Source organism: Celeribacter sp. (assembly GCF_048259695.1).
Taxonomy (GTDB): Bacteria; Pseudomonadota; Alphaproteobacteria; order Rhodobacterales; family Rhodobacteraceae; genus Celeribacter.
On record NZ_JBLXHL010000006.1, the window covers coordinates 189,807 to 216,290 of the forward strand.

General features: G+C 55.2%; 24 protein-coding genes and 1 pseudogene. 7 read left to right on the plus strand and 18 right to left on the minus strand.

The features are described 5' to 3' along the window. Window positions 1-207 precede the first annotated feature (207 nt). Window positions 208-2,196 (plus strand): hypothetical protein, encoded by a 1,989-nt coding sequence (locus ACN0Q0_RS12835; protein WP_417243795.1) that lies wholly within the window; start codon window positions 208-210, stop codon window positions 2,194-2,196. A gap of 78 nt (window positions 2,197-2,274) precedes the next feature. On the opposite strand, the gene ACN0Q0_RS12840 is transcribed toward ACN0Q0_RS12835, so the two are convergent. Continuing rightward, complete coding sequence (locus tag ACN0Q0_RS12840) at window positions 2,275-3,096, minus strand: helix-turn-helix domain-containing protein (RefSeq protein ID WP_417243796.1); 822 nt, start codon at window positions 3,094-3,096, stop codon at window positions 2,275-2,277. 126 nt (window positions 3,097-3,222) lie between these two features. Between ACN0Q0_RS12840 and ACN0Q0_RS12845 the strand changes: the two genes are divergently transcribed. Both ACN0Q0_RS12845 and ACN0Q0_RS12850 read left to right on the plus strand, forming a co-directional pair. After that, window positions 3,223-4,758: a YjjI family glycine radical enzyme gene (locus ACN0Q0_RS12845; protein WP_417243797.1), complete on the plus strand. Its 1,536-nt coding sequence runs from the start codon at window positions 3,223-3,225 to the stop codon at window positions 4,756-4,758. Continuing rightward, entirely contained in the window at window positions 4,730-5,593 is an 864-nt protein-coding gene (locus ACN0Q0_RS12850; RefSeq protein ID WP_417243798.1) for a YjjW family glycine radical enzyme activase, read from the plus strand. The genes ACN0Q0_RS12845 and ACN0Q0_RS12850 overlap by 29 nt, the downstream gene beginning before the upstream one ends. Window positions 5,594-5,603: 10 nt before the next feature. On the opposite strand, the gene ACN0Q0_RS12855 is transcribed toward ACN0Q0_RS12850, so the two are convergent. The 3 genes from ACN0Q0_RS12855 to ACN0Q0_RS12865 are packed head-to-tail and all read right to left on the minus strand — an operon-like array spanning window position 5,604 to window position 8,560. Beyond that, complete coding sequence (locus ACN0Q0_RS12855) at window positions 5,604-7,097, minus strand: tripartite tricarboxylate transporter permease (protein WP_417243799.1); 1,494 nt, start codon at window positions 7,095-7,097, stop codon at window positions 5,604-5,606. Between the two features lie 24 nt (window positions 7,098-7,121). Continuing rightward, the gene (locus tag ACN0Q0_RS12860; protein WP_417243800.1) at window positions 7,122-7,568 is read right to left on the minus strand and encodes a tripartite tricarboxylate transporter TctB family protein; all 447 of its coding nucleotides are present in this window, start codon (window positions 7,566-7,568) and stop codon (window positions 7,122-7,124) included. 32 nt (window positions 7,569-7,600) lie between these two features. Continuing rightward, window positions 7,601-8,560, minus strand: a complete 960-nt coding sequence (locus ACN0Q0_RS12865) for a Bug family tripartite tricarboxylate transporter substrate binding protein (protein ID WP_417243801.1) — start codon at window positions 8,558-8,560, stop codon at window positions 7,601-7,603. A gap of 81 nt (window positions 8,561-8,641) precedes the next feature. Here ACN0Q0_RS12865 and ACN0Q0_RS12870 point away from each other — a divergent pair, with 81 nt between their 5' ends. Beyond that, window positions 8,642-8,959, plus strand: a complete 318-nt coding sequence (locus ACN0Q0_RS12870; protein ID WP_417243802.1) for a hypothetical protein — start codon at window positions 8,642-8,644, stop codon at window positions 8,957-8,959. An 8-nt stretch (window positions 8,960-8,967) separates the two neighbouring features. Here ACN0Q0_RS12870 and ACN0Q0_RS12875 read toward each other — a convergent pair whose 3' ends face one another. From ACN0Q0_RS12875 to ACN0Q0_RS12895, 5 genes are all read right to left on the minus strand, one after another. Then, entirely contained in the window at window positions 8,968-9,300 is a 333-nt protein-coding gene (locus ACN0Q0_RS12875; protein WP_417243803.1) for an NIPSNAP family protein, read from the minus strand. Further along, entirely contained in the window at window positions 9,297-9,788 is a 492-nt protein-coding gene (locus ACN0Q0_RS12880; protein ID WP_417243804.1) for a TRAP transporter small permease, read from the minus strand. The genes ACN0Q0_RS12875 and ACN0Q0_RS12880 overlap by 4 nt, the downstream gene beginning before the upstream one ends. Beyond that, a complete protein-coding gene (locus ACN0Q0_RS12885) occupies window positions 9,785-11,074 on the minus strand; it encodes a TRAP transporter large permease (RefSeq protein WP_417243805.1) in 1,290 nt (429 codons plus the stop codon). The genes ACN0Q0_RS12880 and ACN0Q0_RS12885 overlap by 4 nt, the downstream gene beginning before the upstream one ends. Window positions 11,075-11,151: 77 nt before the next feature. Continuing rightward, window positions 11,152-12,123: a TRAP transporter substrate-binding protein gene (locus ACN0Q0_RS12890; protein WP_417243806.1), complete on the minus strand. Its 972-nt coding sequence runs from the start codon at window positions 12,121-12,123 to the stop codon at window positions 11,152-11,154. 40 nt (window positions 12,124-12,163) lie between these two features. Beyond that, window positions 12,164-13,057 (minus strand): NAD(P)-dependent oxidoreductase, encoded by an 894-nt coding sequence (locus tag ACN0Q0_RS12895; RefSeq protein ID WP_417243807.1) that lies wholly within the window; start codon window positions 13,055-13,057, stop codon window positions 12,164-12,166. A gap of 135 nt (window positions 13,058-13,192) precedes the next feature. On the opposite strand from ACN0Q0_RS12895, the gene ACN0Q0_RS12900 reads away from it, so the two are divergent. Together ACN0Q0_RS12900 and ACN0Q0_RS12905 are read left to right on the plus strand one after the other, a co-directional pair. Next, complete coding sequence (locus ACN0Q0_RS12900) at window positions 13,193-13,933, plus strand: FadR/GntR family transcriptional regulator (RefSeq protein WP_417243808.1); 741 nt, start codon at window positions 13,193-13,195, stop codon at window positions 13,931-13,933. Window positions 13,934-13,959: 26 nt separating this feature from the next. Further along, window positions 13,960-15,597: a thiamine pyrophosphate-binding protein gene (locus ACN0Q0_RS12905; RefSeq protein WP_417243829.1), complete on the plus strand. Its 1,638-nt coding sequence runs from the start codon at window positions 13,960-13,962 to the stop codon at window positions 15,595-15,597. Between the two features lie 112 nt (window positions 15,598-15,709). On the opposite strand, the gene ACN0Q0_RS12910 is transcribed toward ACN0Q0_RS12905, so the two are convergent. The 7 genes and pseudogenes from ACN0Q0_RS12910 to ACN0Q0_RS12940 form a co-directional block, all read right to left on the minus strand. Beyond that, window positions 15,710-15,898, minus strand: a complete 189-nt coding sequence (locus ACN0Q0_RS12910; RefSeq protein WP_417243809.1) for a hypothetical protein — start codon at window positions 15,896-15,898, stop codon at window positions 15,710-15,712. Window positions 15,899-16,317: 419 nt separating this feature from the next. Then, entirely contained in the window at window positions 16,318-17,178 is an 861-nt protein-coding gene (locus ACN0Q0_RS12915; protein ID WP_417243810.1) for a hypothetical protein, read from the minus strand. Between the two features lie 23 nt (window positions 17,179-17,201). Next, window positions 17,202-20,318 (minus strand): DEAD/DEAH box helicase, encoded by a 3,117-nt coding sequence (locus ACN0Q0_RS12920; protein WP_417243811.1) that lies wholly within the window; start codon window positions 20,316-20,318, stop codon window positions 17,202-17,204. After that, the gene (locus ACN0Q0_RS12925) at window positions 20,311-21,654 is read right to left on the minus strand and encodes an EH signature domain-containing protein (protein ID WP_417243812.1); all 1,344 of its coding nucleotides are present in this window, start codon (window positions 21,652-21,654) and stop codon (window positions 20,311-20,313) included. Before ACN0Q0_RS12925 ends, ACN0Q0_RS12920 begins: the two co-directional genes overlap by 8 nt. Further along, window positions 21,651-22,601, minus strand: a complete 951-nt coding sequence (locus ACN0Q0_RS12930; RefSeq protein WP_417243813.1) for an OmpA family protein — start codon at window positions 22,599-22,601, stop codon at window positions 21,651-21,653. Before ACN0Q0_RS12930 ends, ACN0Q0_RS12925 begins: the two co-directional genes overlap by 4 nt. 56 nt (window positions 22,602-22,657) lie before the next feature. Continuing rightward, window positions 22,658-24,718, minus strand: coding sequence for a hypothetical protein (locus ACN0Q0_RS12935; protein ID WP_417243814.1), 2,061 nt, complete (start codon window positions 24,716-24,718; stop codon window positions 22,658-22,660). A 131-nt stretch (window positions 24,719-24,849) separates the two neighbouring features. Continuing rightward, a pseudogene (locus tag ACN0Q0_RS12940) lies at window positions 24,850-24,996 on the minus strand (IS3 family transposase); the annotation flags it as partial. Window positions 24,997-25,203: 207 nt separating this feature from the next. Here ACN0Q0_RS12940 and ACN0Q0_RS12945 point away from each other — a divergent pair. Beyond that, entirely contained in the window at window positions 25,204-25,356 is a 153-nt protein-coding gene (locus ACN0Q0_RS12945) for a hypothetical protein (protein WP_417243815.1), read from the plus strand. Window positions 25,357-25,587: 231 nt separating this feature from the next. Here ACN0Q0_RS12945 and ACN0Q0_RS12950 read toward each other — a convergent pair whose 3' ends face one another. Next, window positions 25,588-26,151 (minus strand): hypothetical protein, encoded by a 564-nt coding sequence (locus ACN0Q0_RS12950; protein WP_417243816.1) that lies wholly within the window; start codon window positions 26,149-26,151, stop codon window positions 25,588-25,590. Next, window positions 26,144-26,443: a hypothetical protein gene (locus ACN0Q0_RS12955; RefSeq protein WP_417243817.1), complete on the minus strand. Its 300-nt coding sequence runs from the start codon at window positions 26,441-26,443 to the stop codon at window positions 26,144-26,146. The genes ACN0Q0_RS12950 and ACN0Q0_RS12955 overlap by 8 nt, the downstream gene beginning before the upstream one ends. Window positions 26,444-26,484 lie beyond the last annotated feature (41 nt).

Sequence of the window (26,484 nt, forward strand, 5' to 3'; positions counted from 1 at the left end):
AAGCCCGCCCCGGTTGCGGGCTTTGTTGCGTTTGGGGGGCGGATGCGGCCTGCACCTGTTAATTGCGCCGACTTTCCCCCTCGGGGCATCAATTTTGTTGTCAGATCGCCAAAGAGGGCCGTACCATCGGGGATGGTTCGCGACAGTTTGACCGCGCGAAAGGTTTACGGTGTCTCGTCTCCCTCACATGCGAAAGGTGACAGCAGTATGATGGCCAAGGTTATTGGGCTTATGTTCGGTCTTGTCTGTAGTGGCGCGGTGGATGCCGGTTGGGCGCAAACCGCGCCTGTGATCGGTGAAAGCCCGCGGTTTCGCGTCTATTGTGAGGCCGGTCCGGTCTGTAACGATCCGCAGGCCCCCGCGTTCGGTCAGGCCCGTGTGCATGGCGCGGATATTACGCAGATGCTTGAACAGATTCAGGACTGGTTCGACCAGATGCGCTACCCGCCGTCGCAGTTGAACCGTGAGGACGGGCGTTGGGTGGTGACCTACGCCCAAGACGGTGCATGCGGTACGAATGCAACGGCCTGTAACCGAAGATTCATCCGGCCTGCAATGTACTTTATCCGTGAACAGATCATGCAGGGTATTTCTAATTCCGCGACGATTGCGCACGAATTTTCCCATAGTTTGCATGACATTACACCCGCGCAGCCGCTGCGGTGGCTTGACGAGGCGATCAGCAGCGCCATCGGACAGGAGTGGGGGGCGCGCTCGGGCCAACCGTTTCGTGTTGCAGATCCAAAATTCGAATTTTCGCTTGATGTTCCGTTTTATGCGCATCCGCAAGAGGGCTACGGGCAGGGCGACTACATGCAATTTGTTGGCGACCAGTCCGCAAGCACGCCGCGCCTTGGCTATTTGCGGGACTTTTTCATGCTGCCCGACGATGGCCAGAACGGCATGACCTATCTGTATCGTGACGCTTTGGGGGCGGGGTCGTTTGATTTTGCCTTTCCGCAATATGTGGCGCGGTTCAATAGTGTGGAGACGTTCGCGGAGGGCGGCGGAAAGTACTATGATGCGCCTGTTTCGGTCCGTATCGACGTCGGGGCGCCCGATCTTATTGCGAAATATGCTTTTGACCGCACGGCACAGGCCTTTGCTGCGGACGCTGTGCATCTCAATGATATTTCGGTCGAGGAGCCCAGATCAGGGGCCGACCGCGATGCGCTTATGGTTGCTGAAATCAGCCTGACCGAGGCCGAGCGCCGTGACGACCTGCGCCTTATTTACGAACACCGGCGTTTGACGGGGCATTCGGTCAAGTTTCTCATCCGCGCAGGGCAGGCGATGGACCTTGGTTTTGTCAGGGTGACGAATGCGGCACACACTGCCGAGGCGACCGCACCGCAGGGCTACAAGATGAATTTGGAATTACAGCCCGCCGCGTTTTTGTTGCCAAGCTGCCTCGAGACAGGTGAGAGCGCCGCGATTTCTGTGCGCGAGGGGATTTTCGACGATGTCGGGAATTTTCAGATCGTCCCCTCCGCAGGCACCGTGAAGGGTTTGACATTTACCGCCCCTGCACAGGCCCAAACGGTGTCGATGCGTCTGCGGATCCGGTCGACGATCACCCGCGCCGATCACGGGATTGCCCGCACCCCCCGCCTCGACAGGATTGTCGATTTGGGGGAGGTCACCGTGGCAAACAGCTGTATGATCCAGATGGGACAATTTGGTGGGAGCAATGCCACCTATGACGCGGAGCATGACTATACGGGATACGACACCGCAAAGGGTGTCATGATGTTTGCGCGCCCCGGCGAGATCGCGGTCTATGACTCGCAAAAAGGAGGATGGGTGGATATCCCGCCCATGGCGCAGGCCATGTTGTCGGGCCGGATGCAATCCGGTGGTCCGTTTGCAAAGGCTTTCGAACCTCATGTGGCGGGTCTGAATGCGACCCCTGATATTCTGGCGCGGATGCCGTTGATTATGTCGCAACGGTTTGCATGGTCGCGGATTGCGCCTATCGCCAAAGCCAACCATCCCGATGCTCCCGTCAGCCGTCCCGCGCCCTGTCCGGCGGGCAGTGAGGCCACCGGATGCCATGTCATCGAGCATGGTGAGGGGGGTAAAAAATTTGCGATCACCTATGACGGGGCGCGTAAACTTGTCGGACTTAATCTGGACGGGCTACAGTTGATTTTCCGCTACGGGACATTCCCGCTTGCCCGTCCACCCGGGTGGTAGGCGTGCCTTGGGTGATGGACCTCGGGGACGAAGAACGAGAGACGGTCGGGCCGAATTGTCGGTCAGGCCGGTGCGCGGTCAGGTGGTCTGGTTGCGGTGCCGGTAGTCGCGTGGCGCGCAGCCATGGTGGTGTTTGAAATCCCGACTGAAATGGAACGGGTCGGGGTAGCCGCAGCGCAAGGCAATGCTTGCGACGGGGTGTGAACTGGCGACAAGCAGGTGCCGCGCGAGGACCATGCGTTCGTGCCGCAGCCATGATACCGGCGAGGTGCCCGTGCTGGCGTGAAACCGGCGGAACAGTTGTGACGGGCTGAGGTTGGCAATGTCCGCCATGCGGGCCACCGACCACGGTGATGCAATGTCTGTGCGCATCCGGCGCAGAAGTCCGGTGATTGGATCGTGCCGCGGATTGATTGCCCCCTCGCGTCGGGAGGCAAACAGTTTGGCGGCGATCGCGGTGAAGCGGGCATTCAGGACGGCATCCGCATGGAGGGGCGGTTCGACAAGGGTCTGGATCATTGATTGAAAGTCGTGTTCCAGATCACTGTGGCCGTCTTGAACCGGGTGTTCGGCAAATCCCGATTGGTCGTACAGCCGGTCAAGGTCCTGACCGGACAGCGCGAACCAAAGATAGGACCAGTGATGGTCTGCGGCGGCGCCGTGGGCATAGAGGCGCGATGTGTCGAGCCAGACGACACTGCCCGGCGTGGTGGAAAAGACGCCATCGGTGACGGTGATCTGTCCTTTGCCCGCGCGGGTCAGGATCAGCGTATGTTCGTGGTAGTTGCGACTGACAATCCCGTCCGTGTCATCCACGTCGCTGCGACCGCCCGCAACGATCTGATAGGGCCAGGGGGACAACAGCGGGTCACTGCTATGAAAGTAGACATCGGATATCATTCACGCGCCCCACTATGCGAGTTCTGTCTAGGAAATTGCGCTGTAACGCCATTTATAGTGTTCCATGTTGCGGGTATTATCAAGATTGATAACGCCGTGTAATCCCCGTCGCCAAGGATGAATGATATGACTGCCGAAGCCCCGAACCTACGCCGGATTGTGAATGACCCGACGTTGAGCCCCGCACAAAAAGCGCGGGCACTGTCTCTTGAGGCGGAAAATGCGTTGCCCTATCCGGATCTGGATGAGCCGACGCGTGCGGCGCTTGAGGCGCGGGTGATCTGCGATATGTATGAGGGCCATGCGCCGTATAAGCCGCGCTATGTTTTGCCGGACTACAGTGTCGTTTTGAAAAACGGCAGTGAGTGGTTGGAATTGCCCGTGCCGCAGACATTGGAGGAGGCGATCCACACGTTGATGATTGCCTACCACCATGTCCCGTCGGTGACCGGAATGCCGGTCTATATCGGCCAGTTGGATGATCTGTTGTTGCCGTATTGCGCCGATGTGACGGACGCGCATCTGTATCAACAGATCAAACTGTTCTGGCGCTATCTGGATCGTGTTTTGCCCGATGCGTTCATGCATGCAAATATCGGGCCGACGGATAACCGCGTTGCCCGCATGATTTTGCGGGTTGATGCGGAGCTGAAACAGATCGCACCGAACCTGACGTTCTTGTACGATGCGGCAGTGAGCACGCCGGATATTTTACAGATTGCGGCGGCCAATATCGCCGCGTGTTCAAAGCCGCATATTGCCAATCACCCTGTGCATGCGGCAACGTTTGATGCCAAGGGCTACGGGATTGTCAGCTGCTATAACGCGCTACCACTGTGCGGGGGGGCGTCGACCCTGACGCGGGTCAATCTGGCCAAGGTCGCGGAACGATCCCGGGACGTGGACGACTTTTTGGACAACGTGCTGCCCCATTATGTGGATTTGAATTTCCGCCTGACGGAGGCGCGCATTGATTACCTGTTTAACCGGTCCGGTTTTTTCGACAGCTTTCTGGTGACCGAAGGGTGGTTGGACGAAACGCGTTTTACCGCGATGTTCGGCATCTTTGCGATGGCCGAGGCGGTCAATATCCTGCAGGAGAAATCCGGCGCACAGGGGCGATACGGATGTGACGCACAGGCCAACGCACTCGGCTATGACATTTCGGCCCGGTTGGCAAAGATGGTTGAGGATCGTCCGCTGAAACAGGTTTGGCGCGGGCGGGCGATGCTGCACTCACAGGCCGGATTGTCGACGGACACGGGATATACGCCCGGCGTGCGTCTCCCCTATGGGACCGAGCCGGATCCGGTCACGCATATTCGGGCATTGGCCCCACATCACAGGTTTTATGCCTCGGGGGTCAGCGAAATCCTGACACTGGACGAAACGGTAAAGGCCAATCCGGATGCGGTTATGGACCTGTGTCTCGGGGCGTTTTCATTGGGGTTTCGCGAGTTTACCGCCAATGTCGGCGGCAATGATCTGGTGCGTGTCACCGGATATATGATCCGGTTGTCGGACATTGCGCAATTCAACGCCGACTTGGGATCCCGCGTGAACACAACGGCGCTCGGGGCCGAAGCGGCCAATTGCACACCGATTTTGCAACGCAAACCGCGGGTTGTGGCCAATGAGCTCCTTGCTGGCCAGGATCAGTAAAATCCTCACCTGGTCCTGTGTCGATGGGCCGGGGAACCGGATGGTGTTGTTTTTGCAGGGCTGCAATTTCAATTGTGCAGCCTGCCATAACCCGCACACGATCGGTCAATGCAACGATTGCGGGGATTGTGTTCCGGCCTGTCCGGAACAGGCCTTGTCTCTGGTTGACGGCAAGATTGTCTTCGACCCCGCCCTGTGCACCAATTGTGATATCTGTCTGGATGTGTGCCCGATCAAGGCCAATCCGATGGTGCAGACCTATGCCGTGTGCGACATTCTGGAGATGCTGCGCGAAAACAGGACCTTTCTGACCGGAATTACGATTTCGGGGGGCGAGGCGACGATGCAATTGGCGTTTATCAAGGCATTGTTTACCGCGATGAGCCGCGATCCCGACCTGTGTCACCTGACGCGGTTTATCGACAGCAACGGGCATCTCGGTGCGGCGGGGTGGCGGTCGATCCTGACGGTGACGGATCGTGTCATGTTGGACATCAAGGCCTTTGATCAGGAGCTGCATGTCCGTTTGACCGGACGAACGAATACGCGCTGTCTGGAAAGCGTGCGGTTGCTGCATGACGCGGGAAAGCTGCATGAGTTGCGCTATCTGATGATCCCCGATCAAACCGATAGCGATGCAGAGATTGACGCCTTGATCGGCTTTGTGAAATCTCTCGATGGTCCGGTCAACCTGCGCCTGAATGCCTACCGGACACATGGTGTTCGGGGGCAGGCGGCGGCGTGGCCGGCAATGGCCCGCGCACAGGTCGAGGCGGCCGCCGCACGCCTGTGCGCGGCTGACCTCGGGCCGGTGTCGCTCCCCGCGCTTTGGTGATCCGCCGCGCTCACCCCGTGCGCATCCCGGCGCTCGGGCGCCGCGTGCGAAGAACCATCAAGACAACAGCAATGAGTGCTGCAAGGGTGAGGCCGAGAGAAATCGGACGTTGGAGAAATATCCGGACATCACCATGCGACATGATCAAGGACCGCCGTAGATTTTGCTCGGACAGGGTGCCTAAAACCACGCCAAGCAGAAGCGGTGAAAGCGGAATGCGGACCTTTTCAAAGACATAGCCAACGCACCCGAATGCCAGAGCAACATACATATCGAAAAGACTGTAGCGCATGGAATAAGACCCGATCATGCACAAAAACAGGATCACGGGCATCATGATCCGTTGATCAATCTGGATCAGCCGGGCGAAGAGACCGGTGAGGCTCAGGCCCACAATCAACAGTGCGAATTGCGCGAGGATCACGCCTGCGAACAGTGCATAAATCAAATCGAGATTGGTTGTGAAAAACACCGGACCGGGCTCAAAGCCGTGAATGGTCAGCGCCCCGAGCAAGACGGCCGTGACGGCATCGCCGGGGACCCCGAGTGACAGCATCGGGATCAACGCCCCGGCTGTGGCGGCGTTATTGGCCGCTTCCGGAGCGACAATCCCTTTGGGGTTTCCTGTTCCAAGGGTGTTGTCCGGTCCTTCGCTGCGCTTGAGTTCCGAATAGGCGGCAAAGGCCGCGATGTCACAGCCTGCACCGGGAACAGAGCCCACAAAAACGCCGATAAGAGCGGATTTTACCGCGGTCCACTTTGTTGCGAGTAGATCCGAGCGCCGTGGAAAGTAGCGTTCCCCCGCGATGGCTTTCGGGAACACCAATAGCTTTTCGACCCGCATGAAAACTTGGGTGACGCCGAACAGGCCGACGAGAATAGGGATCAACTCAACGCCCCCCAACAGCTCGCGAATACCGAATGTATAGCGTGACGATCCGGCTATCGGGTCAAAGCCGACCGTGGTGATCCACAGGCCGATTGCGGCGGCCAGAACACCGCGCACGAGGTTGTCTCCCGAGACAGCGACGATCATCGTTAATCCGAAAAGGGTCAACGCGAAAAACTCCGGTGGGCCAAAAGCAAGGCCGAGCTGTGCGAGCTTTGGCGCAAGGACCGTCATCACGAGCGCCCCTATGGTCCCGCCGATAAATGAAGCCGCAGTGGCCAGTCCGATGGCGCGACCCGCCTGACCTTTTTCGGACATTGGAAAGCCGTCCATCATCGTGGCAACGGCGGCCGGTGTTCCGGGTGTTTTGAGCAAGATGGCAGAGAGAGATCCGCCGTAGATCCCGCCGCAAAAGACACCAACCAACATCAAAATTCCCTGTAGGGGGTCATGTCCGAACGTGAACGGCAAAAGCAGCGCACAACCGGTCGTTGCCGTCAGGCCGGGGAGCGCGCCGACGAAAACCCCTGCGATTACGCCCAAAAAGACATACATCAGGATCGATGGCTCGCTTAAAACCGTCGCCATGCCGTGGAATATATTGAAAAGTTCCATAGTGCGTATCCGTCGTGTCGGGTGTTACAAAAAGCGGTCGAACAGACCTGCAGGCGGCGGGGCAAAGGCCAGTCGGGACAAAAGGATCCATGCAATGGCGGATACTCCGATCGCGATTATGAAAAGGGTCTTGAGGTTGCGTAGCCCAAAGGTCCACATCGTTGCCCCGACCCAAATGGGGGCAACCAACGGGTAACCGACCGTCGGCATGAGCATCAAGAACGCGAGACTGATGGCGGCCAGAACCAACGGCTTGGTTGCGTCGGTTGTGGCCGGATCAACGGGGCGAGATCGCACCGATTGCACAAGGGCCAGAATGGCCATTGCGAACACCGTGCCGGAGGCGAGGCGTGGAAAGACGTGGCCGCCGCTAGGGGTATTGTCGCTGAAATCACCGGCCAGATGAAATGCCGCAGCGGATAAAAGCGCCAGAATGATCAACACGACGGGGTCAAGCAGACCTCCCGCCAAGAGAGGTCTGCCTGTGTTGTTTGAGGGGGGGATCACTTGCCCAAGCCCAGATCAGAGATCACCGCGGCCAAACCGGTTTCCAACTCTGCAAGGAACGTTTCGAACTCTGCGGGGTCTTTGTAGGTCAATGGCAGACCGCGCTCTTTGGCGAGGCTTTGGAATGCGTCGGACTCGAAACACGCCTTGAACCCCTTGACGATTGCGGTTTTCACCTCCGGATCCAACCCTTTAGGTGCGGCAAGACCCCGCCAGTCGTAGATGGGAGCCTCAAGAGCATAGCCCGCTTCGGCCACCGTGGGGACATCTGGAAAAGCGTCGGCGCGTTCACGTGCGTTGACCGCAAGAATGCGCACTTCTCCGGCTTCCAACAGCTGTTTCATCTCGTCGATCCCCGTGGCCGCAACCGCGACATGTTTGCCGAGCAATGCCGTGCGCACATTGGCGGATCCGTCAAAAGGAACGTAGTTGAAAGAGGCTTCGTGTTCGGCGGCCAAAAGGGCTGCCGAGAGGTGCCATGCGCCACCGGTCCCGGAGTGTCCCATGGTCACAACACCGGGGTTTTCTTTGCTGTAGGTCATCAGATCATCAAGCGTTTCAAACTCGGAATCGGCGGCTACGGAAAGGGCGCCCGGGCTTTGGTTGATCAATTGGATCAAGTCATAATCGCGGTAGCTCAAATCGGCCTGACCCAAAGGGCCATAGGTTGACAGGTTGAAGGTAATCAGACCCACCGTATAGCCGTCATTGCGGGCTGTCGTGACCGCGCCCATGCCTACAGCACCGACTGCGCCGGTCTTGTTGACGACGTTGATATTTTCCCCGAAGCACTCTTGTGCATCGGCCACCAAACTGCGTGCGATTGTATCGGTGCCGCCCCCCGCGGACCATGGCACAATCAGCGTGACATCTTTGGCCGGATACTCTTGTGCAAAGGCGGTCGAGGCGAGTACCGACATCGATACACTCACAACAATATTTTTCAAAACAACCATCAAATTTACTCCCTAAGTTATTGACTTTATTTGTATATTATAAAATGCTACTCGTAACTGATCACGAAAAGGAACCTCAAAATGATCATTCGCATGGCCCTCTTTCGCGGCGCCTTAAGCGTCGAAAATCGACCCGCATTTATTGAACATCTCGAAACACGTATGCTCCCTCTCATCCATGATTTCCCACGCATTTCCTCCGTAAGCGCGCTCTTTCCGGTGAGCAGTGATCCCGCTCTTGATGATGTGCAGTTGATCCTCGACATGCGTTATGTCGATGCCGGGGCCATGGAGGCGGCGCTTGCCTCTCCCCAGCGCAGTCAAAACGCCGAGGAGACCAAAACATTGCTCGCGTTCATGACAAACCCATCTGTCGAACACATCGTTTTGAACAACTGACCGATGCGTTAACTTGGCTCCTGCGATGGTTTGAAAAACGGGGCAGGGGTCAAGATTTTGTTGACCTGAGACACCAGATTTCCGGCCTCACTCGATTTTTTCAAGAACACTTGCCACTCCGGATCAGCCGCCATTGCCGCACGTTTGGCCGCGCGATCTGCGGCATCTTTGTAGACCCAGATGTGGACATAGGAATTGACGTCGCCGGTCTCGGTCGCGGCATACACCGCAGGATATCCGAGATGGCGTGATTGTGGTTCCCAACCGAACTCTTCGTAGAGTTTCATGTGTTTTTTGATCGTGCCGGGGCGGCATGTATAGGTGCGATGATCATAAATCATACGTTCGGGTCTCCTGTTGAAAATGTGTTGAGGGTTTCCGTGATGAGGCGTCTCACAGAGTGAAGCATCATCACCGCGCCCGAGATCGGGATGGCTGCGTAGAACAGCCGTTCCGGAATTTGAAGGATGGGCGTCATGGCGTTGGCTTTGTTGAATAAAATCCCGCCGTAAAAGGTCATGACGAACAGGAATCCGAGACAGAGCAGCGCCACAAAGCTGCGCAATGCCCATCGGGCTTTTCCCGGCCCGAGCATGGCATCAAGAATATCGACGTGGAAATGATCCTGTTTCAGCCAAAGCGATGCTGCGCCAAAGAACACCATATAGGCGAAACAGCCGCGCACGATCTCGTCGAACCATGCAAAGCTTGCCAGCTCAAAGCTGCGTGCGGCGACGTTGATCAAGATCAGGCAGAACAAAAGTGCGAGCGAGAGCATGGCGATGACGCGCAGGACATATTCCAATGCGTTTTCAATCTGTTGCATCATTGCGCTCCCATAATCAGGTTGGGTAACCAGACGGAGATGGCGGGGATCGTCACGACGGCAAGCAGCACAATGATCAGGCCCAAAAGATAGGGAACCAACGCGCGTGAGAGGCGTCCGACAGTGATGTCTGCGATGGAGCTGACAGCGAATAGAACCATGCCGACCGGCGGCGTCAAAAGGCCAACCATGGAGCACATGATCATAATCACACCGAACTGGATTGGATTGACCCCGATCTCGGTAATCACGGGTAAAAAGAGCGGGACCGTCAATACGATCACGGCGATCCCTTCCAGAAACATTCCCAAAATCAATAGGATGCCGACGATGATTGCGAGAATGATCGCGGGGTTGTCTGAAAAGTTAAGCATGGCGCTGACAAGCTGGTTGGGGATGCGTTGTTGGATCAACAGCCAACCGAAGAACCCCGCCGAGGCGATGACAAACATCACGCGAATTGTGTGAATGAGGCTGTCCCAGAGAATTGCGGGCAGGTCGCGTGGCTTCACTTCGCGATAAACCAACATCGAAAGAACGAGCGCATAGGCGGTGGCGACAACGCCGGCTTCTGTGGGGGTGAAAATGCCACCGAAGATACCGGCGATGATGATGACCGGCGTCATGAGCGAGAGCAGGCTATCGAGGCCACTCACGGCCACTTCGCGCCAGTCAATGCCATCACGACGGGGCATTTTGTGCAGGCGCGCAACGATATAGACGGCGATCATCAGGGCGATGGCCATAAGCACGCCGGGGACAACGCCCGCGAGAAAGAGTTTTGCGACGGACACGCCCGTAATCGATGAATAGAGGACGAACGGAATGGACGGTGGAAATACCGGCCCGATGGTGGAGGAAGCGGCCGTAATTGCGGCGGAGAAATCGGGATCATAGCCACGTTCGTTCATGGCCTTGAGTTCCACCTGACCGAGGCCCGCAGCATCGGCAACGGCGGCGCCGGACATGCCCGAAAAAAAGAGCGAGGCAAGAACATTAACCTGTCCAAGGCCACCGCGAATGTGGCCGACACAGGCATCGGCGAACCGGAAGATCCGGTGGGTAATCCCGCCCGTGTTCATTAAGTTTCCCGCCAGAATAAAGAACGGAATGGCGAGCAATGTGAAACTGGTTGTGGCCGCAAACATCCGCTGTGGCAGCATCGTCAGGATGAAGTAGTCACCCTGTAGGACGTAAAAACCGACCGCCGTGATGCCCAAGGCAAAGGCGATCGGAACGCCGATGACAATGAGTAGGACCAGCGTGCCTAAGATGAGGAAAGTTGTCATGTTTGATCCAGGGGTTAGGGCGCCAAAAAAGGCTCTCGCACGAGACTGGCCGGACGAGAGCCCGTTTTTGAGGGGGGTTAGTCGAGCATGTTCAGGAACTTATCCATGTTTTCCTGGCCGCTATACTCGGCCACACGCGCACGGGCGGGACCCATCTTTGCCGCAAACGGAGCGAGATCCGGTTCGGTCACTTTCATGCCGCGTTCGATCAGGCCCGCAATTTCCTCGGCCTCCTGCGCTTGCACCGCGGCCCGCATCATGGCGCCGGCTTTTGCACTTTCCTCACGGAGAATGCGCTGTTGGTTTGGCGACAGTTGTTCCCACTTGTCCTTGTTCACAACGTGGATCATCGCGTTGTAAACGTGACGGGTCAGCGCTAGGTGCTCCTGGAAGTCGTTGAGGTTGTAGTGATAAATGACACCGATCGGATTTTCTTGTCCTTGTACGACGCCCTGGTTCAGCGCATTCGGAAGTTCGGGGAATGCAATTTGTGTTGTGGATGCGCCAAGGCCTTCCATCGCGGCGACGATTTGCAGCTCCGGCGGGGTGCGCAGTTTCAAACCTTCAACGTCTTCGGGGGTGTTGATTGGCCGGACCGAGTTGGTGATGTTGCGGAACCCGTATTCCCAGTGGGACAACATCACGAGGCCTTGCTCTTCGAGTTTTGGCGAAACCCAATCCGTGAACTCGCCATCCAGTACGGTATGGGCATGTTGGTAACTTGAGAATGCAAATGGTGTCATTGCGGTGCCGAATGCACGGTCATATTTGTCGAGCCCCCCATGCGTGGGCAGATTCATATCGATTGCGCCAAGGATGGTTTGTTCAAGTTGCTCGGGTGGCGAGCCGAGTTGGTTCGCAGGGTAAAGCTCGATCTTGACCTCACCGCCGGTGCGCGCCGCTACGTTTTCGGCAAATTGCACAGATGCGGCATGTCCCGGATGGGATTCCGCGGCGAAATGCGCAAGGCGAAGCGTGACCTCTTGTGCATGTGCTGCTGTCAGGCTGGCCGTCAGGACCAACCCTGTGAAGAGTGTATTGCGCAACATATTGTTCCTCCCTAAGTTGCTGTTTTTTTGGTCTTATTCGTCAATCAAGGCTGGCAACCACTCCCGTTAGCTCCTCATATGCCTTGATGACAGCTGTGCAGCCTTCGTCGCCATGCCCCATGATGGAGGCGAGCGCGTAGGTCTGATGAACGGAGTCCGCCATGAAGCCGGGCAGGCCGGATGCGGACAGCATTTCAGTGTAATACCGGACGTCTTTTTGGGCGTTCGAGAGCGACATGTGCGGCGTGAAATCGCGCTTCAGTGTTTTCTCGCCGTAGAGATCCATCATGCCGGATTTGCCACCAGCGGCCGAAATAATACCGATGACTTTTGACATATCCAGCCCCTCGTTTGCCGCAAGCGCGAAGCCCTCGCAGAAGGCGGCCACATTGGCGAATGCAATGAAGTTGTGGATCAATTTGAGGCGGACGGCGTGTCCTGCCGGCCCGACGTGAAATATGTTTTCGGCATAGTAATCGAATGTGGGGCGCAGCTCCTCCATGAGGGTTTCCTCGCCGCCAAAGAGAATATTGACCTCGCCGCGATCCGCATGGATCGGTGTGCGGGTCATCGGGGCTTCGCAGTACCGAATGCCCCGTGCCTCGCATTCTTTGCGCATCTTGTCGACATGGGCGACGGAGACCGTTGTGTGGTCTAGAAACACAGCCCCTTTTTTCATTTTGTCGAGAACGCCATCCGCACCAAGAGCCATGTCTGCGACTGCATCTGCGGTGGTGATGCACACGGCAAAAACGTCACAATCTGCTGCCATTTGCGCGGGCGAAATCCCGCGTTTGGCACCAAAGCCTTCGGCTTGCGTGATTTTGTCAGCATCCAGATCAAAAGCCGTCACGTCTCCGCCCTTCAATGCGATGTTTTTCACAACGCCACGGCCCATGCCGCCCAATCCAACAAATGCGATCTTTTTTGTCATGCGAATCTCCCTTGTTGGATGAACCATACGTTAAAACAGTTGTCTGACAACCTTATTTATGGTTATCATATTGCGAACCGAGGGCGCAGCACCTACGATTGAGTGCAGCACAAACAACAGATTGAACAAATTCCGATGAAAAAAGGCACCTTATTCGATACGATCGAGCGCCCCCGTCGCCTTCCCGATGAAATTGCGCAGACAATCATGGCGGCAATTACAAGTGGCGACCTTGAAGTCGGTGACAAGCTTCCGAGCGAGACGGAGATGTCCGCAAATTTTGGTGTGGCGCGAACCGTCGTGCGCGAGGCGGTGTCGCTGTTGAAATTTGACGGTGTCGTTGACGCAAAGCGCGGGGTCGGGGCCTTTGTTGCCGATCGCACTGTGCGCACATCGTTTCGCATCAGCCCGGCCTGTTTTGACAAGCGGTTGGAGATTGTGAAGCTGTTACAATTGCGGACCTTTGTGCAGTCGGGGGCCGCGGCCCTTGCTGCGGAACTTCGAAGCGACGCGCAGATGGATGTTATCGAGGGTGCCTTTCAGGAGGTGATGCATGCGAATGACATCGGTCCGGATGCTGCCCTCGAGGCGCGCGTGGATGCCGAATTGCACTTGTATCGCTTGATCGCTGAAGCCTCTGGAAACGAGTACTTTTGCGATGTCATCAATATGATCGAGACCAATATCCAAACCCATCTGCGCTCTGCCTTTCTGAAAAATGCGGCGGCCTGCGAGTTTGAGGCCTCCGTTATCAAAGAGCATGAGGCGGTGGTTACAGCGATACGGGCCATGGATCCGGAAACCGCACGTACAGCCACACGCATTCGATTTGAAAATGCGGCAACCAGTTTGGCAAATCGCAAGGATTTCGCCTGAATCAAAGGAACTATACGGTGGGACAGATGAGACACGGCGGAAAGGTGCTTGTTGAAGCACTTGAAAATCAGGGCGTTAAACGCGTTTTTAGCGTTCCGGGCGAGAGCTTCCTTGCGGCACTTGATGGCCTTTATGATGCAGGCATCCAAAATATCGTCGCCCGCCAAGAGGGTGGTGCCGCGATGATGGCCGAGGCTCAAGCAAAGCTGACGGGTCAGCCGGGGGTTGCCTTTGTTACCCGCGGTCCCGGTGCGACCAATGCCTCCGCAGGCGTCCATATTGCATTTCAGGATTCTACACCGATGATCCTTTTCGTGGGTCAGGTTGCCAGTGATCAACGTGACCGCGAAGCCTTTCAGGAGGTTGATTACCGCGCGATGTTTGGTCCCTTGGCCAAATGGGCCGCCGAGATTGATCGGGTCGACCGGATCCCCGAGTATGTCGCGCGTGCCTTTAGTGTCGCACAGTCGGGGCGTCCTGGTCCGGTGGTTCTGGCTCTGCCCGAGGACATGTTATCCTCCGCTTGTGATGCGGTGGCGGTGCCTAAAGCCTGTTTGCCGTCCGGCCGCGCGGCACAGACGGATATCGACCTTGTCCTGTCGCACTTGAAAGCCGCGAAGCGTCCATTGGTTATTGTTGGTGGCGGGCAGTGGTCCTCACAGGCCGCGACCGCTTTGGCACAGGTGGCTCAGCGCCTTGACCTGCCTGTCGGCGCCTCGTTTCGGTGTCAGGATTTTCTCGATAACCGGCATCCGAATTATGTCGGTGACATCGGGATCGGGATCAACCCGAAGCTGGCCACCCTTGTGCGGGAAGCCGATGTCATTTTCAGTCTGGGCGCCCGTCTCGGAGAGATGACCACAGGGGGCTACACGCTTCTGACCTCGCCTGTGCCGGCGCAAAAACTTGTTCATGTTCATAGCGATCCGGAGGAATTGGGGCGCGTTTACTACCCCACGTGTGCTGTTGCGGCACATGCCGATCAATTTATCGAACAATTGAATGCGCACCTTCAGGATGCCGAGACAGCGGTGCGCTCGGAGTGGACACAGGCTGCGCGTGATAATTACGAGGCATGGCAAAACCCTTGTGAGACGCCTGGTGCACTCAAAATGGAAAATGTCATTTGCCATCTCAACGATGTGCTGTCTGACGATGCGATTGTGACAAATGGTGCGGGAAATTATTCGGCGTGGTTGCACCGGTATTACCGCTATCGGGACTACCGCACGCAACTGGCCCCGACCAGTGGTTCTATGGGGTATGGCCTGCCTGCGGCTGTGGCCGCCAAGATCGAACGCCCTGATCGGGAGGTTATCTGTCTGGCCGGCGATGGCTGTTTTCAAATGAGTATGCAGGAGTTTGGTGTCGCCTGTGAACACGGCGCGAACATCATTGTGCTGATTTCCAACAACGGCATGTACGGGACTATTCGACTGCATCAACAAAAGAAGTTTCCGATGCGGCCAAGCGGAACCAGTTTGGTGAATCCCGACTTTGCAGCCCTTGCAAAAAGCTACGGAGCCTTTGGAGAGGGTGTCGAAACCGATGCTGAATTCAAGGATGCATTGGCTCGCGCCCGCGTTGCGCAAAGGCCCGCGATTATCGAGCTGCGTATCGACCCCAATGCCCTGAGCCCAATGGCGACACTTGAAAAGGCGTAGGTGTGATCGCGGGTGATTAAGGTCGCGTAACGGGTCAACTGTGCGCCAGAACGCTGATTGGCGTAATTTAGAAACCTAGGCGGGTTTTGATCTTTCTCCCTCGCTTATGGCGTCACACGTCCCCCGCGTCATGTTTGGCGCGGGGGTTTTTAGATGTTGCCCCTTGAGTTAATATTTTCCCGAAAAATTGGCTGAAGTTAGATTCTCTCAATTCGGCTGCGGTCGTTTTGGATAAAGGTTCTGTATTTCTTAGGCGCATAATGCGTGAACTCAACTGAACTTTTTCGACATCACTCAACATAGGCACGTCCTGTTGGGGCGGTGATTTCAAACAGATTTTCGCTTTGAGGTTACAGGCTAGGCCTGACGACACCAGGGTAAAAAGTTTATTAGACACTGGAATTCAGTGTTTCCCCAGAGACTTTAAAAAACCAAAAGGACCTAGCTGAAAATCAGCCAAGCCCTTGAAATCTTTGGCTCCGGCGGTAGGGATCGCAACCTAAACTGTAACGCATTGAATCTAAAGGGTATACTTGGCATGAATTCTGTCCGAATCCACGGTGTGCCACAATCGATTTACTATTTTTGCCAGTGCGCAAGAAAAATTTTATTGAGCCGGTGGATAAAGTTATGCCGATGATTTGCAGTATGGGCGGGCCCACGGATTTATAAGGCTGTTCAAAAACGGGATTAGACTGAAGAGTGTTCCTATTGCACCAATCACTCACCGCGCTCCAAGCGAACCGAAGCCTTGTAAGGGGCGGTCTGTATGACCTGCACATAATTACCTTCTTGCGCTTGCGATGCTTCAAAGAAACGCCGTACCCAGCCGCGCCCCCGAAAGATAGATTTAGATCCATCTATATCGGTCAGGATCGGTTTAGGCCCGCCCCAGTCAATCGCAATCTGCCGTGGGGCTACATCAGATTTGTTTTTGTCGCCAATCACGTCCTGTGGGAAGGCATTCAAGAAATTTGAAAGATTGATGTGATTGTTCCGTACATTTCCACCTGTCAGTCGGCTCCGGCCAAGAACTCTAAACTTGCCTTCTGGCAAAGGTGGTACAGGACCATTTGCCGATCTGTTAGAGACGGGTTTCGCAATAGGGCGTTCCACCTCAGAGAGTTTTACGCTTTCTTGCAGTGATCGGGTTGGCGTTGATATGCCCGAGCTGGATGAAGCTCCAGCCTCATGGCGAAGACGGTTCAGTTCTCGTGTCTCCTCTGAGGAAAAAGTAACCCAAGTGACCGTGCCTGACTTATGTTGGTAGGGGACAGGGCGCTCCAAAGGAATGATGTCCGCGAGTTTCCAAGGGATGACCCATTTTGCGACTTCACCGCGTCGGATCATATCCCCCGGAATTTGATGATGGTTGATATTTGCAATCCTCTTTGACGGGATGAGTGCTTTCCCACAATCGGCGAGGCGGGCAAGGTCAACGACATGGCCGCTGCCTTTTTGGATCAAGCCAAACCACCCGCGTATAGAGGTCGCTTGTGATCGCATCTCCCAATCTTTGCGATCTTCAAGAATGTGGCGGATCCAGAGGGCGGTGATGACAAGTCTGCGCGTTACATCCATTTTTGTGTTTGTTTACATGTTCATCATAATTCGTAAGCCCCCTCTGAATTGGGGGAGATAGGGGGCAAGCTGTCCCGATTAAACTGTTCGACCATAATGTCTGCGATGGCCGCATGTTGGCCACGGTTCGGCTGTGCCACTGCCTGCGTGAGGCCGGTCACATCGGCTTTGTTGTCTCCCATAGGCCAAAGCGCTTGTTCTGCCAGCCGCCGTTTGCGTTGCATCAGGCTCTGAAGCAGGCTGTCAAAGCTTTGAGCACCCAGTTCCGGGTGCAGCGCCATAGGGATATGAATGGAAACGGGCTGCGTTTGACCGATGCGGTGTACGCGGTCATTGCATTGCTCTTCGACCGCAGGATTCCACCAGCGGGATAGGTGAATGACGTGGGTTGCGGCTGTCAGGGTCAACCCTGTGCCCGCTGATTTTGGGCCGAGGATCAACATGTCAAAACCGCCATCCGTCTTTAGATGTTGTTGAAAACGGTTCACGATGTCTTGCCGGCGAGGGATCGGGGTATCGCCATTGATCACGTCAATTTTCTCAAGACCAAACATGTGACGCACGATTTCACCAAAACGGAACTGCATGTCCCGGTGTTCGATGAAAACCAACACACGCTCATTTGCTTGTTTGATCTTGCGCAGTATGTCGATGACAGCGTCGAGACGTGCGCTCTTTGCTATAAACTGGTCAGGTTGTGTGGCTTCCGTGTCACCAGGATGCACCGAAACTGATCGGATATGATGCAGCATTTTCAACGCGGCACCGGGGCCTCCATTGGCCAATTTCAGCTGCGCCAGGTCATATGCATCTGCCTGAACCTTGGGCATCAGGCGTGGGTGGAGGTAGCGCCGTTTGGAAGGCAGATCACGCGCGACTTCTTCCTTCAGGCGGCGCAATCCAAGGGGAGGCATTGTTCCGCGGCCCTTAAAAACTCTTGCGTGTAGTTCGGCCATGTTTTCAGCATTGGGCGCGGCATAGCGCTCGCGAAATTCAACGCCAGAGCCAAGGCTGCCGGGTGCGATACGATCCATAATGGTCCACAGATCAATAGCTGCGTTTTCAATGGGCGTACCGGTCAGGCCAATTCGAAAATCGGCATTCATCGCCTCAACGGCCTTTGAGGCAAGCGTTGAGCGGTTTTTGATATTCTGGATTTCGTCCATCACGATTGCTGAAAAAGGGATCTTGCCCAAGGAGTGTTGGTAATTGGCAAGTGTTGTATAGGTGGTGAGCAGCCAGTATCGATGCGCACGGCCGTCTTCAAAGGCCTCATCCAGCCAGTCGAGATCCAGCAGTGGCAGGCCCGATTGCGTTTCTGTTCCCTGTGCATCACGGCGTTTTTGAGATCCCAACGCCCCGCCATAGAGACGGATCAAAGATCCGAAGCCACGCCCTTCAACATGGTGTTCGACCTCCTGTTCCCAGTTACGCAAAAGCGAGGTCGGCGCCACAATTAGAACTGGCCCACGGTTCGCCGCATCTGGTTGTTTCATGTGTTCTTTCAACCAAGTCAGAAAGGCAATTGTCTGAAGCGTCTTACCCAGACCTTGTTCGTCCGCATTCAGAATTCCGGGCAACCCAGCTTTCCAGGCCTTTTGTGCCCAATCGAAACTGTCTAATTGGTGTTGGTGCAGGGGGGTGCGGATGGAGTCGGGCAATTCGGTCGGGACGGTTGAAATACGCGGTGCAAATTTGGCTTTCCATGAAAGGTCGTTATAATTGTCGAGCGTATCGAGGATGATCGGGCCATCGGTTTCTGGCGCTGCTTCTGGGGCGTCAGCCGGAGCGTCCTGTGCTTCGCGGTGTTCGATCTCACCATTTATTGCCGCAAGTCGGGCAGGCGTGATCTGCACGGTTTCTCCTGCGATTTCTGCCGGTATATCCTTGCCGGTTGCCAAGACATCCGCCATGTGATCCCGTAGGGTGTGCAGCTCCGAGGTTGGCATGGCGTGAATTGCCTCTGCCAAATGTTGGGCAAAGGCCTCTGGTAGCCATGTGGTGCCGCTGCCCTCGATCTGGTTTTGTGGGCGCTCATAGACGACCACGCCGGTAACCCGTTCCGAATATTCACGGCTTTCAATCAGCGCAGGCCCAGCAATCTGTTCAACCATCTCCTCTTGTGCCGCGGCATCGAGATTCTGAAATGCTTCGGACTGTTCAAGGTGTCGGTTCACGGCCTCGGTAATGAAGACGCGCGGGTTTTTGATAAAGGCCTGACGTTCTTCGCGTGGTGCGTTTTGTACCCGCAGCATTTCTTCAAGAACAGGTGCGGCACCCTTATCAATCACAAGATAGGAATTATTGCCAAGCTGGTAGGCTGGCCGTGCACCGCGCGCGTGCAGACGGTGTTGAAACACGGCCAAAGCCTCACCCGAGAGTTCGGCATTATGCTCAGAGATATCATCATCCGAAAGCCCTGCATCGTTAAGCTGTTGTGCGGAATAGGGTACGATTTCAAACTGTCCTAGGGAGGCATCTGGGGACACTGAAAACCTGTCCGCGATGCGTACCTCAAGACCCCGCAGAAAGGCTGTCATTGAAAGGCCTGCCATGTCCTTATTGGCGGGCATTTCGCTTTCAATAACGTCTTCGGGTTCAATGGCGCGGCGAAAATCGGCCAGCGCACGCCAGTGCTGTTCAACGGGCTGCGTCGCATCAAATGTGTCAGCCAGATCCAGAGCGCGCTTCATCCATAGGGGGAGGCGGCGTGGTCCATTTGACGTATGTAAAATCGCGCCGGTTCTTTTGGGGATTTCGCGCAAGCCATTACGGGACCATTCATAGTGAAGTCGAAAATCAGGACGTCCCAATACGCCGGTCACATCGGTTTTAAGCATCAGGTCGACTGTCGCGGGAAGGCCAAGGACCTCGGCAGACGGAGCAGAAAGCTGGGCCGCAGCATTGTGGGAGATGCGCAGCTGATCGGTTGTGATTTCAACGTCTTGGGGGTGCATGTCTGCCCATGCACGCAAATCACCGATTGCAAACAGAAGGTTGCGGTCTTCGGGTGCAAGATCGGTAAAGCTGCGTGCGGTTGGCTTTGAGATCAGGCGTGAGAGGATGCCTTGTCTTTGCTGTGGAAAGCGGATCTCGATGTTGTTGTCGGTAACAATTGGGCTGGGTGCGCTATCAGACATGTTGGAGAACCCACTGTGACCAATTTCGAATGGAGTTGTGAGGCTTCGAATTTCGGGATGCTCGCATAATGTCGTCGCAGTAATATTGGCGCTTATACAGGGCTGGGGCGTTTGTGTCGTCGATTTTGAAGATATGCGTTCGGTAGTTGTGGCAACCATCTACAACTATTTTGTTGCCAATGCGCATGATCAGCAGCGATGTGCTGCCGCCGCGATCAAGTTGCCGTGCGAACCGTCGGTTCATGTCCGTTTTGTCACCGCGCAACAGATTATTTTCGGCATACCGACGTGCCTCCGACCCGAAAGCGACCCAAGCCTCGTCGATCATTTTGTCGTCGTATAGCTTCAGCCAGAAATCGCGCCGTGGTGGCCACATGTGACTGTTTTGGGTGGCTGTGACCATGTTGCAGAAGAACTTCATGTCCTGATGGGTCAACCATCGTAAAAGGACCGCGCGTAGATCGGGGTCAAAGCCGGACCAGATGCCGCCTGCGTGCAGGCGCGGGTCATTCCAAGCGGCGATGATTGCCTCGCTGAGTTCATTGCGCAGGGCATCGGGGGGCGTTTTTGTGCGCCAGACTGACAATAGGGCCTCAACCGCAGGACCGGCACCTGCTTGCAGTACTGGCCCATTTTGCGGGGTCAGCCAGTTGAAAAGTTTATGACGGGCTGAAGTATTTGCAAGATCGGGCGCGAGAGATTTTACAAAGAGTTTTTGTGCGGCTTTGGCCAGACCAGAGGTGTGGGGACTGCTCAATCCGATGGATTGAAGTTTGGCATATGCATCGTCTGTTTCAAGCATGAGTTGCGCCAAACCTCTCGGCGCAGCATCAGGTGTGAATACTTGGGGTAGGGCAGTTATTAACTTCCGATGCCGCCCTCCCAAGTCGCTGCCGCGGGCAGACAGGGTTCTTGCAAGATCGCGGGTGTGGTCTGCGCCAACCGTGAAACTGTCCAGATAGACACCCACCATGCCGTCAAGAAAGGCCCCTGGTTCACGAGTGGCGATTTCATCGAAGTAAAATTCACGCACGTCGCTTAGGTCGGGCCGATTGCAGCGTTCCTTGTCAAAGACTGCAACCGCAGCCGAGATTACCCTCTGGGTGGTAATGTTTTCCCAGTTCCACTCAGAGACACGCAATCGCATATTTTGCGCAAGCTTTTCTCGATCCCGGTCCTCTGGGGTGCGGACAACATCCGGCCAGCGGCTCAGGATGTTGTCGACGGAGCGCTTGATTTGACCAAGCGGTGGTAGAGCCCGTGTGCGGAAAGACTGGCGTCGTTGTAGTAAGGCTCGCGTCGTTTCACGGGGGCGGGTCGTCTCGGGGGTGTTCATGGCTGGTCCACGACGCTTTCCAGCGCCTCTCGTACTACTTCTATCCCGTCGGTATCCTGTGGCGTCACCATAATGAAGCGAAGGTCAATCCGGCGGTTGGTTGCCCGGCCTTCCTGTGTGTCGTTGGGCGCGACAGGGCGATCGGGCCCATATGCGGCGACTGAAAGAACGGGCTGACTCTTCAGGTTTAGGTGCTCCATAACCCCCTGGGCTGCTTGTGTCATGGCGAAGAAAGTGTTGTTGGCGCGTGCCGCTGACAGCGTACGGTTTAGCCGATCTGTTCCAACATTGTCAGTATGACCTTCAATTTGGACGGCCTCAATCATAACAAATCCGGAGTTACATGTGCGATCAAATTGCGATGCTTGACCAATTGTAAAACAGGGCAGTACCTCATTCAGCCGCTGCGCGAGCCGGGCGACGATGTCGCGTCTATCGCGGGCCAAATCTGACCGGTTCGAAGCAAATAGCCCTTCACCCTGAAAGCGCAACGCGTCGGATTCTTCGCTTAATTCGATCTGCAAGTCCGGGAAATCAGCCCTGATTGCGTCTCGTAGCCGCGTTAACATCTCTCGCCTTGTCTGAGTTACTCGCGCCAGGTACGCCTCAAGTGGGTCGACTATTTCCAGGTCTTTCAACCGTTGTTGCAACCGTTCAATTTCTTTTTCCAGTTCGGAGATGGTTTGATCCTTCTTGGAAATTTCCTCGTCTTTTCTTTCGATGGTGAGAAGAAGAGCTGCCCGCTCTTTCTTCAATTTTTCTAACTGGTCTTTGAGGTCTGTAATGGTGGCCTCTTGCGCTTTTGCAGTTGCACGCCACTCATCGCGTTCGGACACCATGCTCTCGAACCTGCTCATTGGTACCGTTTCGGTTTCTCGTGTTTGGCTCGCGAAAAATGCAAGCAAAATCATCATGATGAATAGGAACCCGACCGTCATGTCGGTCATTGATACGAAGGCGCTTTCTTCTTCCTCTTCGTGCCGTATGCGTTTTGCCTGCGCTCTCATGTTTGCCGCTGCCGCTGTGCAGGAAGGAAGGCCTCGGCCTGTTCAACGACGCTTTTGAGCGTGTCCAGACCAGGAGCAAGGGCATCACGCATTTGTCCAACGTGATCTTGCGCCGACCCGAGAGCAGCTTCCAGTTGCGAATTGTACTCTGTCAGGGCACGGCCAAGCATTTCGTCAATCTGGTCAAGCTTCTCTGCTTCGTTGGAAAGTTGTGACATAGCGGCATGTGTTGCTTCAAGAGAACGACGGATACCTTCCCGTTCGTTCCCAAGAGCGGTTTGAGCGGTATCAAGAACATGTGTGGCATTCTCAGCAATAGAAGCTGAATTTTGCATCAGGGTCTCGGAGACAGTTTCAACCAGTTCACCAACCCGGCGCAGGGTTGTTTCTATGCGCTCTTGCGAGGCACGGATCGGATCGGCTGCAGATACGAGGCTTTGGCTTGCAGTGCGGAATCCTTCGGATGCACCGTGTATCGCATCTGCGCCGCTGTTCATGCCCTGCGCCGCACTTTGGGCACCGGTCGCTCCGCGCTGCACCGCCTCTGCCATAGTCTCCAACCGTGTACTGATCGTATCGAGCCGCGACAAAAGTTCTTCGCCGATAACGCCCCCCATATCGGAGCCAAGCTTTGCGATATCCGTGCTGGTCTTATGGAAGCTGTCCATCAGGGTTTTTCCGACACTTTCAATTGCTTGCCCGGCTTCGGCGCTGGTTTGGGCCATGCGGTCTCTCGCGGCCTGACTGCTTTCTTCGCTGGCGTTGGCCAGAGTGTCCCGGAAACCTTCGGCGGCGGTCCGCATTTGTTCTGCGGCAGTGCGCATAGCTTCTGCTCCCTGGCCGGTGTTGTCGCGTATGCCTTCCAGCGTGTCATTCATGACGGACAACAAGCGATCTGCCCCCTCATTCATTGCCTCGGATGCCGTGCGACCGCTGGCTGCGACTTCGGTGCGCATTTCAGCCATGGCGCGTGCCATCTGATCCAACGCATCCCGCAGCCCGTCACCTGCTTGAGTGTTGGTTGAGTTCATTCGATCAACCATCGTACCTATGCGGTCGGTCGCCTCACCCAAAGACTCACTGGCGCGGGTCAACGCGTTCCCGACAGAGTGGGAGAGCTGTTGAGAGAGATCCCCGACCATTCCTTCCATGCTGCTTGTACCCATGGACGTGACACGGTCAAAAATGGGATCCATCCGATCCGCGATAGCGCTTGTGATTTGTTCTGGCAGAGCCTCAAGGGGCTTTTGAAGCTCCGCGACCATTCCCATGCCGATCTCGCGCAGATGTTCGCGTTGTTCGGTTGCAGCGCGCAGTTGGCGAAATCCAATGTCCTCCAAGCTGACAAAAACGAGACGTCGTTCTATACCGATACAAAGGCGATGCAGGGCTGCATCCATCGTGTTTTGACGTGCGCGAAGCAGGAACGTGAATAAGATTGAGCAGAATAGGCCCACAAGCGACATGACAAATTTAGCAGATGCAATCTGCATAAAGTCCTGCATTGCCTTGTCCATTCCCCCAGTTCCAGCGTTCATGGATTGTGAAAACTGGTGCAAGGCTGCGACCAATCCCAAAAATGTCAGCAGCAAACCAGCTGAGACCAATGTATTCGGCAATATGCGGAAAACCCCCGGGCCAAATCCCAAGTCATCGACGTTTAGGAAAGATGCTGGCCGGATCGAGTTACGTAGCCTCAGAGGGCCGTCTACATCATCGAGTACGATGGTTTCATTAAACTCATCGAAAGCTTCCCAAACCGTTTCCCGTGGGCCTTTTTTGCGATAGTCATTTCGGAGTTCATGGATGAGTTCTGAGTGACCATCCGCAAATTCCGGAATTCCCTCAAAAGCTCTGACTTTTTGGTCCAGCACTTTAATGGCACTCAATTGGCGGCTCGATCGAATAAAGTACCAAATCGCAAATATAATGGTGGCAAAAAAGATTACACCTGCAATCTGACCAGGGCGGCTGTCAGAAAGAGTCAGCGCCTCTGCAACAGAGATGATACCATTCTTGAGGAAAAGGCCTAATTGTTCACTAAATGTTTGAAACACTAAATTCTTCCTCAAATATCTAATAAGGCTGAGCCCAGACCTTGATGCTATTTTCCATCATAGGTTTCTTCAAGGTTGGAATGCTTTGTCTTGAATAATAGATTTGGCGAAACTGAGGTGCCCCTAGCTTCCTAGACGCCTGCCTCGTTCATTTGCTGCTGTTTCATTTCATAGTCAACCGGCGACAGCATGCCGTTGTTTGTGTGCTTGCGTGTTGGGTTGTCGAACATCGCGATGTAGTCGAACACGTCCTGCCTTGCTTCTTTGCGTGTGAGGTAGCCCGACGCAGAGTCTTTCTGTTATGATCTCTGCCTGCGCGCACATGGCGTGAAGCGGCGAAGATGTTCACACCGTTCGAGGCCCCACACGGTTCTGGCTTGGTCCATTTCACGCTCTCCATGCCCGCGGGGCGTAGCTTGTCAGATGCGGTTTTCGTTTCCAACCAAACGGCGGTGCTTGTGTCCGGCCCGCATGGAGAGCGTGTCATGCACGATTTGGCCGATGGAAGTTTTACTGGGAAACAAGAGGGCTCCTGCTCGGGCTGGGCACAGTTCATGGGCGAAATTGAGAAAATACCAGGTTGCTGGAGGGAGGGGGCAGTTGACAAAAATGAAGAGATTGGCCCGTTATTGGAATGACTATATGGACAACTACCGAGTGCAAAAACGCGACTCGAAGAATAGGTTTGCTAAGCTGCTCGATCACTTTGATCGCTATTGTCGTTTAGGGTTTTGTTTTCGATTTTCAAAGATTCGATAAAAAAGGTATTGTCCGCTTGCGGCCCAAAGCGGACAATTGTCGTGACGACCGATGCTGCGTTGCAGCTTCTTCAAAGTTGACCTTGGGCTTAAAAATCCCCGATGGGGCAGTTAACCCCAACCAAATTCTTCGACAATGCGAGTTCTGTAAGCGGTTGTAATCTGGTCGGGTGCTTTACGAACGTACTCTTCAGCCCTAGCGAAAGAATGTCCCGAAAGACCGCCGAGGTGCGAGATGACATCCTCAATAGAAGGATGATCGTTGTTCTGCTCAGTGATTGGTGATTTTGGGGGTAGACCAGTCCATACGACGCCCGCGAAACCAAGTTTGTTTGCCCAAGCCTCAACAAGCTCTGCGCCATGATGACCAGATGAAGCATCTCCAGTCCAGAATGCCGCATTCTTTGTGCTTGGTAGGCCTTCGCGCTTGGCAAGTGCTTCGCGTGCTTCCTCTAACGAAGTAGATGACAGAGTGTTCCAGAGCGTCGGACACACAGTGCCCCGCTCGCAAACAACAAGAGTCATGCGGCCATCATTCGATTTTCGCGCGAATTCAAGCGGCATCTTGGGCCCGTCTTCACGCCACTCATGCGAAATGGGTAGATCGCCGGGCTCCCAAATCAACGATCCCCAACCGAGGCAAGCAAAACTAGCCTTGTCCTCATTTCTATTCATTTTCGTGCCATTCGCGGATGGTTCTGGTCAGGTTTGACAACGCAAACCCTCGACTGGTCCGGACATCGAGCATTGCAAAGCCTTCAGCGAACTTCACAACATTCTCCCCATCCAAAAAGAACTCAAATTGCCCACTCGAATACTCGTCTTCGTGGTCATAGTCTACAACCCGCCAGCTTCCGAGAACTTCGCCATCGCGAGTGATCACATCGCCATGCGCCAGTTTAGGTTCATATCCGCTGTCCATCCACTCATCGTGGCCGACGAAGTTTATCGGGTAAATCAGATCCATATGTCGCAGATTAGATCAAATGTCAGGCAGCACAAGTAGTG

Coding starts and splice junctions, on each gene's coding strand:
- ACN0Q0_RS12835 (WP_417243795.1), top strand. CDS start 208: ATGATGGCCAAGGTTATTGGGCTTATGTTCGGTCTTGTCTGTAGTGGC.
- ACN0Q0_RS12840 (WP_417243796.1), bottom strand. CDS start 3,096: ATGATATCCGATGTCTACTTTCATAGCAGTGACCCGCTGTTGTCCCCC.
- ACN0Q0_RS12845 (WP_417243797.1), top strand. CDS start 3,223: ATGACTGCCGAAGCCCCGAACCTACGCCGGATTGTGAATGACCCGACG.
- ACN0Q0_RS12850 (WP_417243798.1), top strand. CDS start 4,730: ATGAGCTCCTTGCTGGCCAGGATCAGTAAAATCCTCACCTGGTCCTGT.
- ACN0Q0_RS12855 (WP_417243799.1), bottom strand. CDS start 7,097: ATGGAACTTTTCAATATATTCCACGGCATGGCGACGGTTTTAAGCGAG.
- ACN0Q0_RS12865 (WP_417243801.1), bottom strand. CDS start 8,560: ATGGTTGTTTTGAAAAATATTGTTGTGAGTGTATCGATGTCGGTACTC.
- ACN0Q0_RS12870 (WP_417243802.1), top strand. CDS start 8,642: ATGATCATTCGCATGGCCCTCTTTCGCGGCGCCTTAAGCGTCGAAAAT.
- ACN0Q0_RS12875 (WP_417243803.1), bottom strand. CDS start 9,300: ATGATTTATGATCATCGCACCTATACATGCCGCCCCGGCACGATCAAA.
- ACN0Q0_RS12880 (WP_417243804.1), bottom strand. CDS start 9,788: ATGATGCAACAGATTGAAAACGCATTGGAATATGTCCTGCGCGTCATC.
- ACN0Q0_RS12885 (WP_417243805.1), bottom strand. CDS start 11,074: ATGACAACTTTCCTCATCTTAGGCACGCTGGTCCTACTCATTGTCATC.
- ACN0Q0_RS12890 (WP_417243806.1), bottom strand. CDS start 12,123: ATGTTGCGCAATACACTCTTCACAGGGTTGGTCCTGACGGCCAGCCTG.
- ACN0Q0_RS12895 (WP_417243807.1), bottom strand. CDS start 13,057: ATGACAAAAAAGATCGCATTTGTTGGATTGGGCGGCATGGGCCGTGGC.
- ACN0Q0_RS12900 (WP_417243808.1), top strand. CDS start 13,193: ATGAAAAAAGGCACCTTATTCGATACGATCGAGCGCCCCCGTCGCCTT.
- ACN0Q0_RS12905 (WP_417243829.1), top strand. CDS start 13,960: ATGAGACACGGCGGAAAGGTGCTTGTTGAAGCACTTGAAAATCAGGGC.
- ACN0Q0_RS12910 (WP_417243809.1), bottom strand. CDS start 15,898: ATGTTGAGTGATGTCGAAAAAGTTCAGTTGAGTTCACGCATTATGCGC.
- ACN0Q0_RS12915 (WP_417243810.1), bottom strand. CDS start 17,178: ATGGATGTAACGCGCAGACTTGTCATCACCGCCCTCTGGATCCGCCAC.
- ACN0Q0_RS12920 (WP_417243811.1), bottom strand. CDS start 20,318: ATGTCTGATAGCGCACCCAGCCCAATTGTTACCGACAACAACATCGAG.
- ACN0Q0_RS12925 (WP_417243812.1), bottom strand. CDS start 21,654: ATGAACACCCCCGAGACGACCCGCCCCCGTGAAACGACGCGAGCCTTA.
- ACN0Q0_RS12930 (WP_417243813.1), bottom strand. CDS start 22,601: ATGACCGACATGACGGTCGGGTTCCTATTCATCATGATGATTTTGCTT.
- ACN0Q0_RS12945 (WP_417243815.1), top strand. CDS start 25,204: ATGCACGATTTGGCCGATGGAAGTTTTACTGGGAAACAAGAGGGCTCC.
- ACN0Q0_RS12950 (WP_417243816.1), bottom strand. CDS start 26,151: ATGAATAGAAATGAGGACAAGGCTAGTTTTGCTTGCCTCGGTTGGGGA.
- ACN0Q0_RS12955 (WP_417243817.1), bottom strand. CDS start 26,443: ATGGATCTGATTTACCCGATAAACTTCGTCGGCCACGATGAGTGGATG.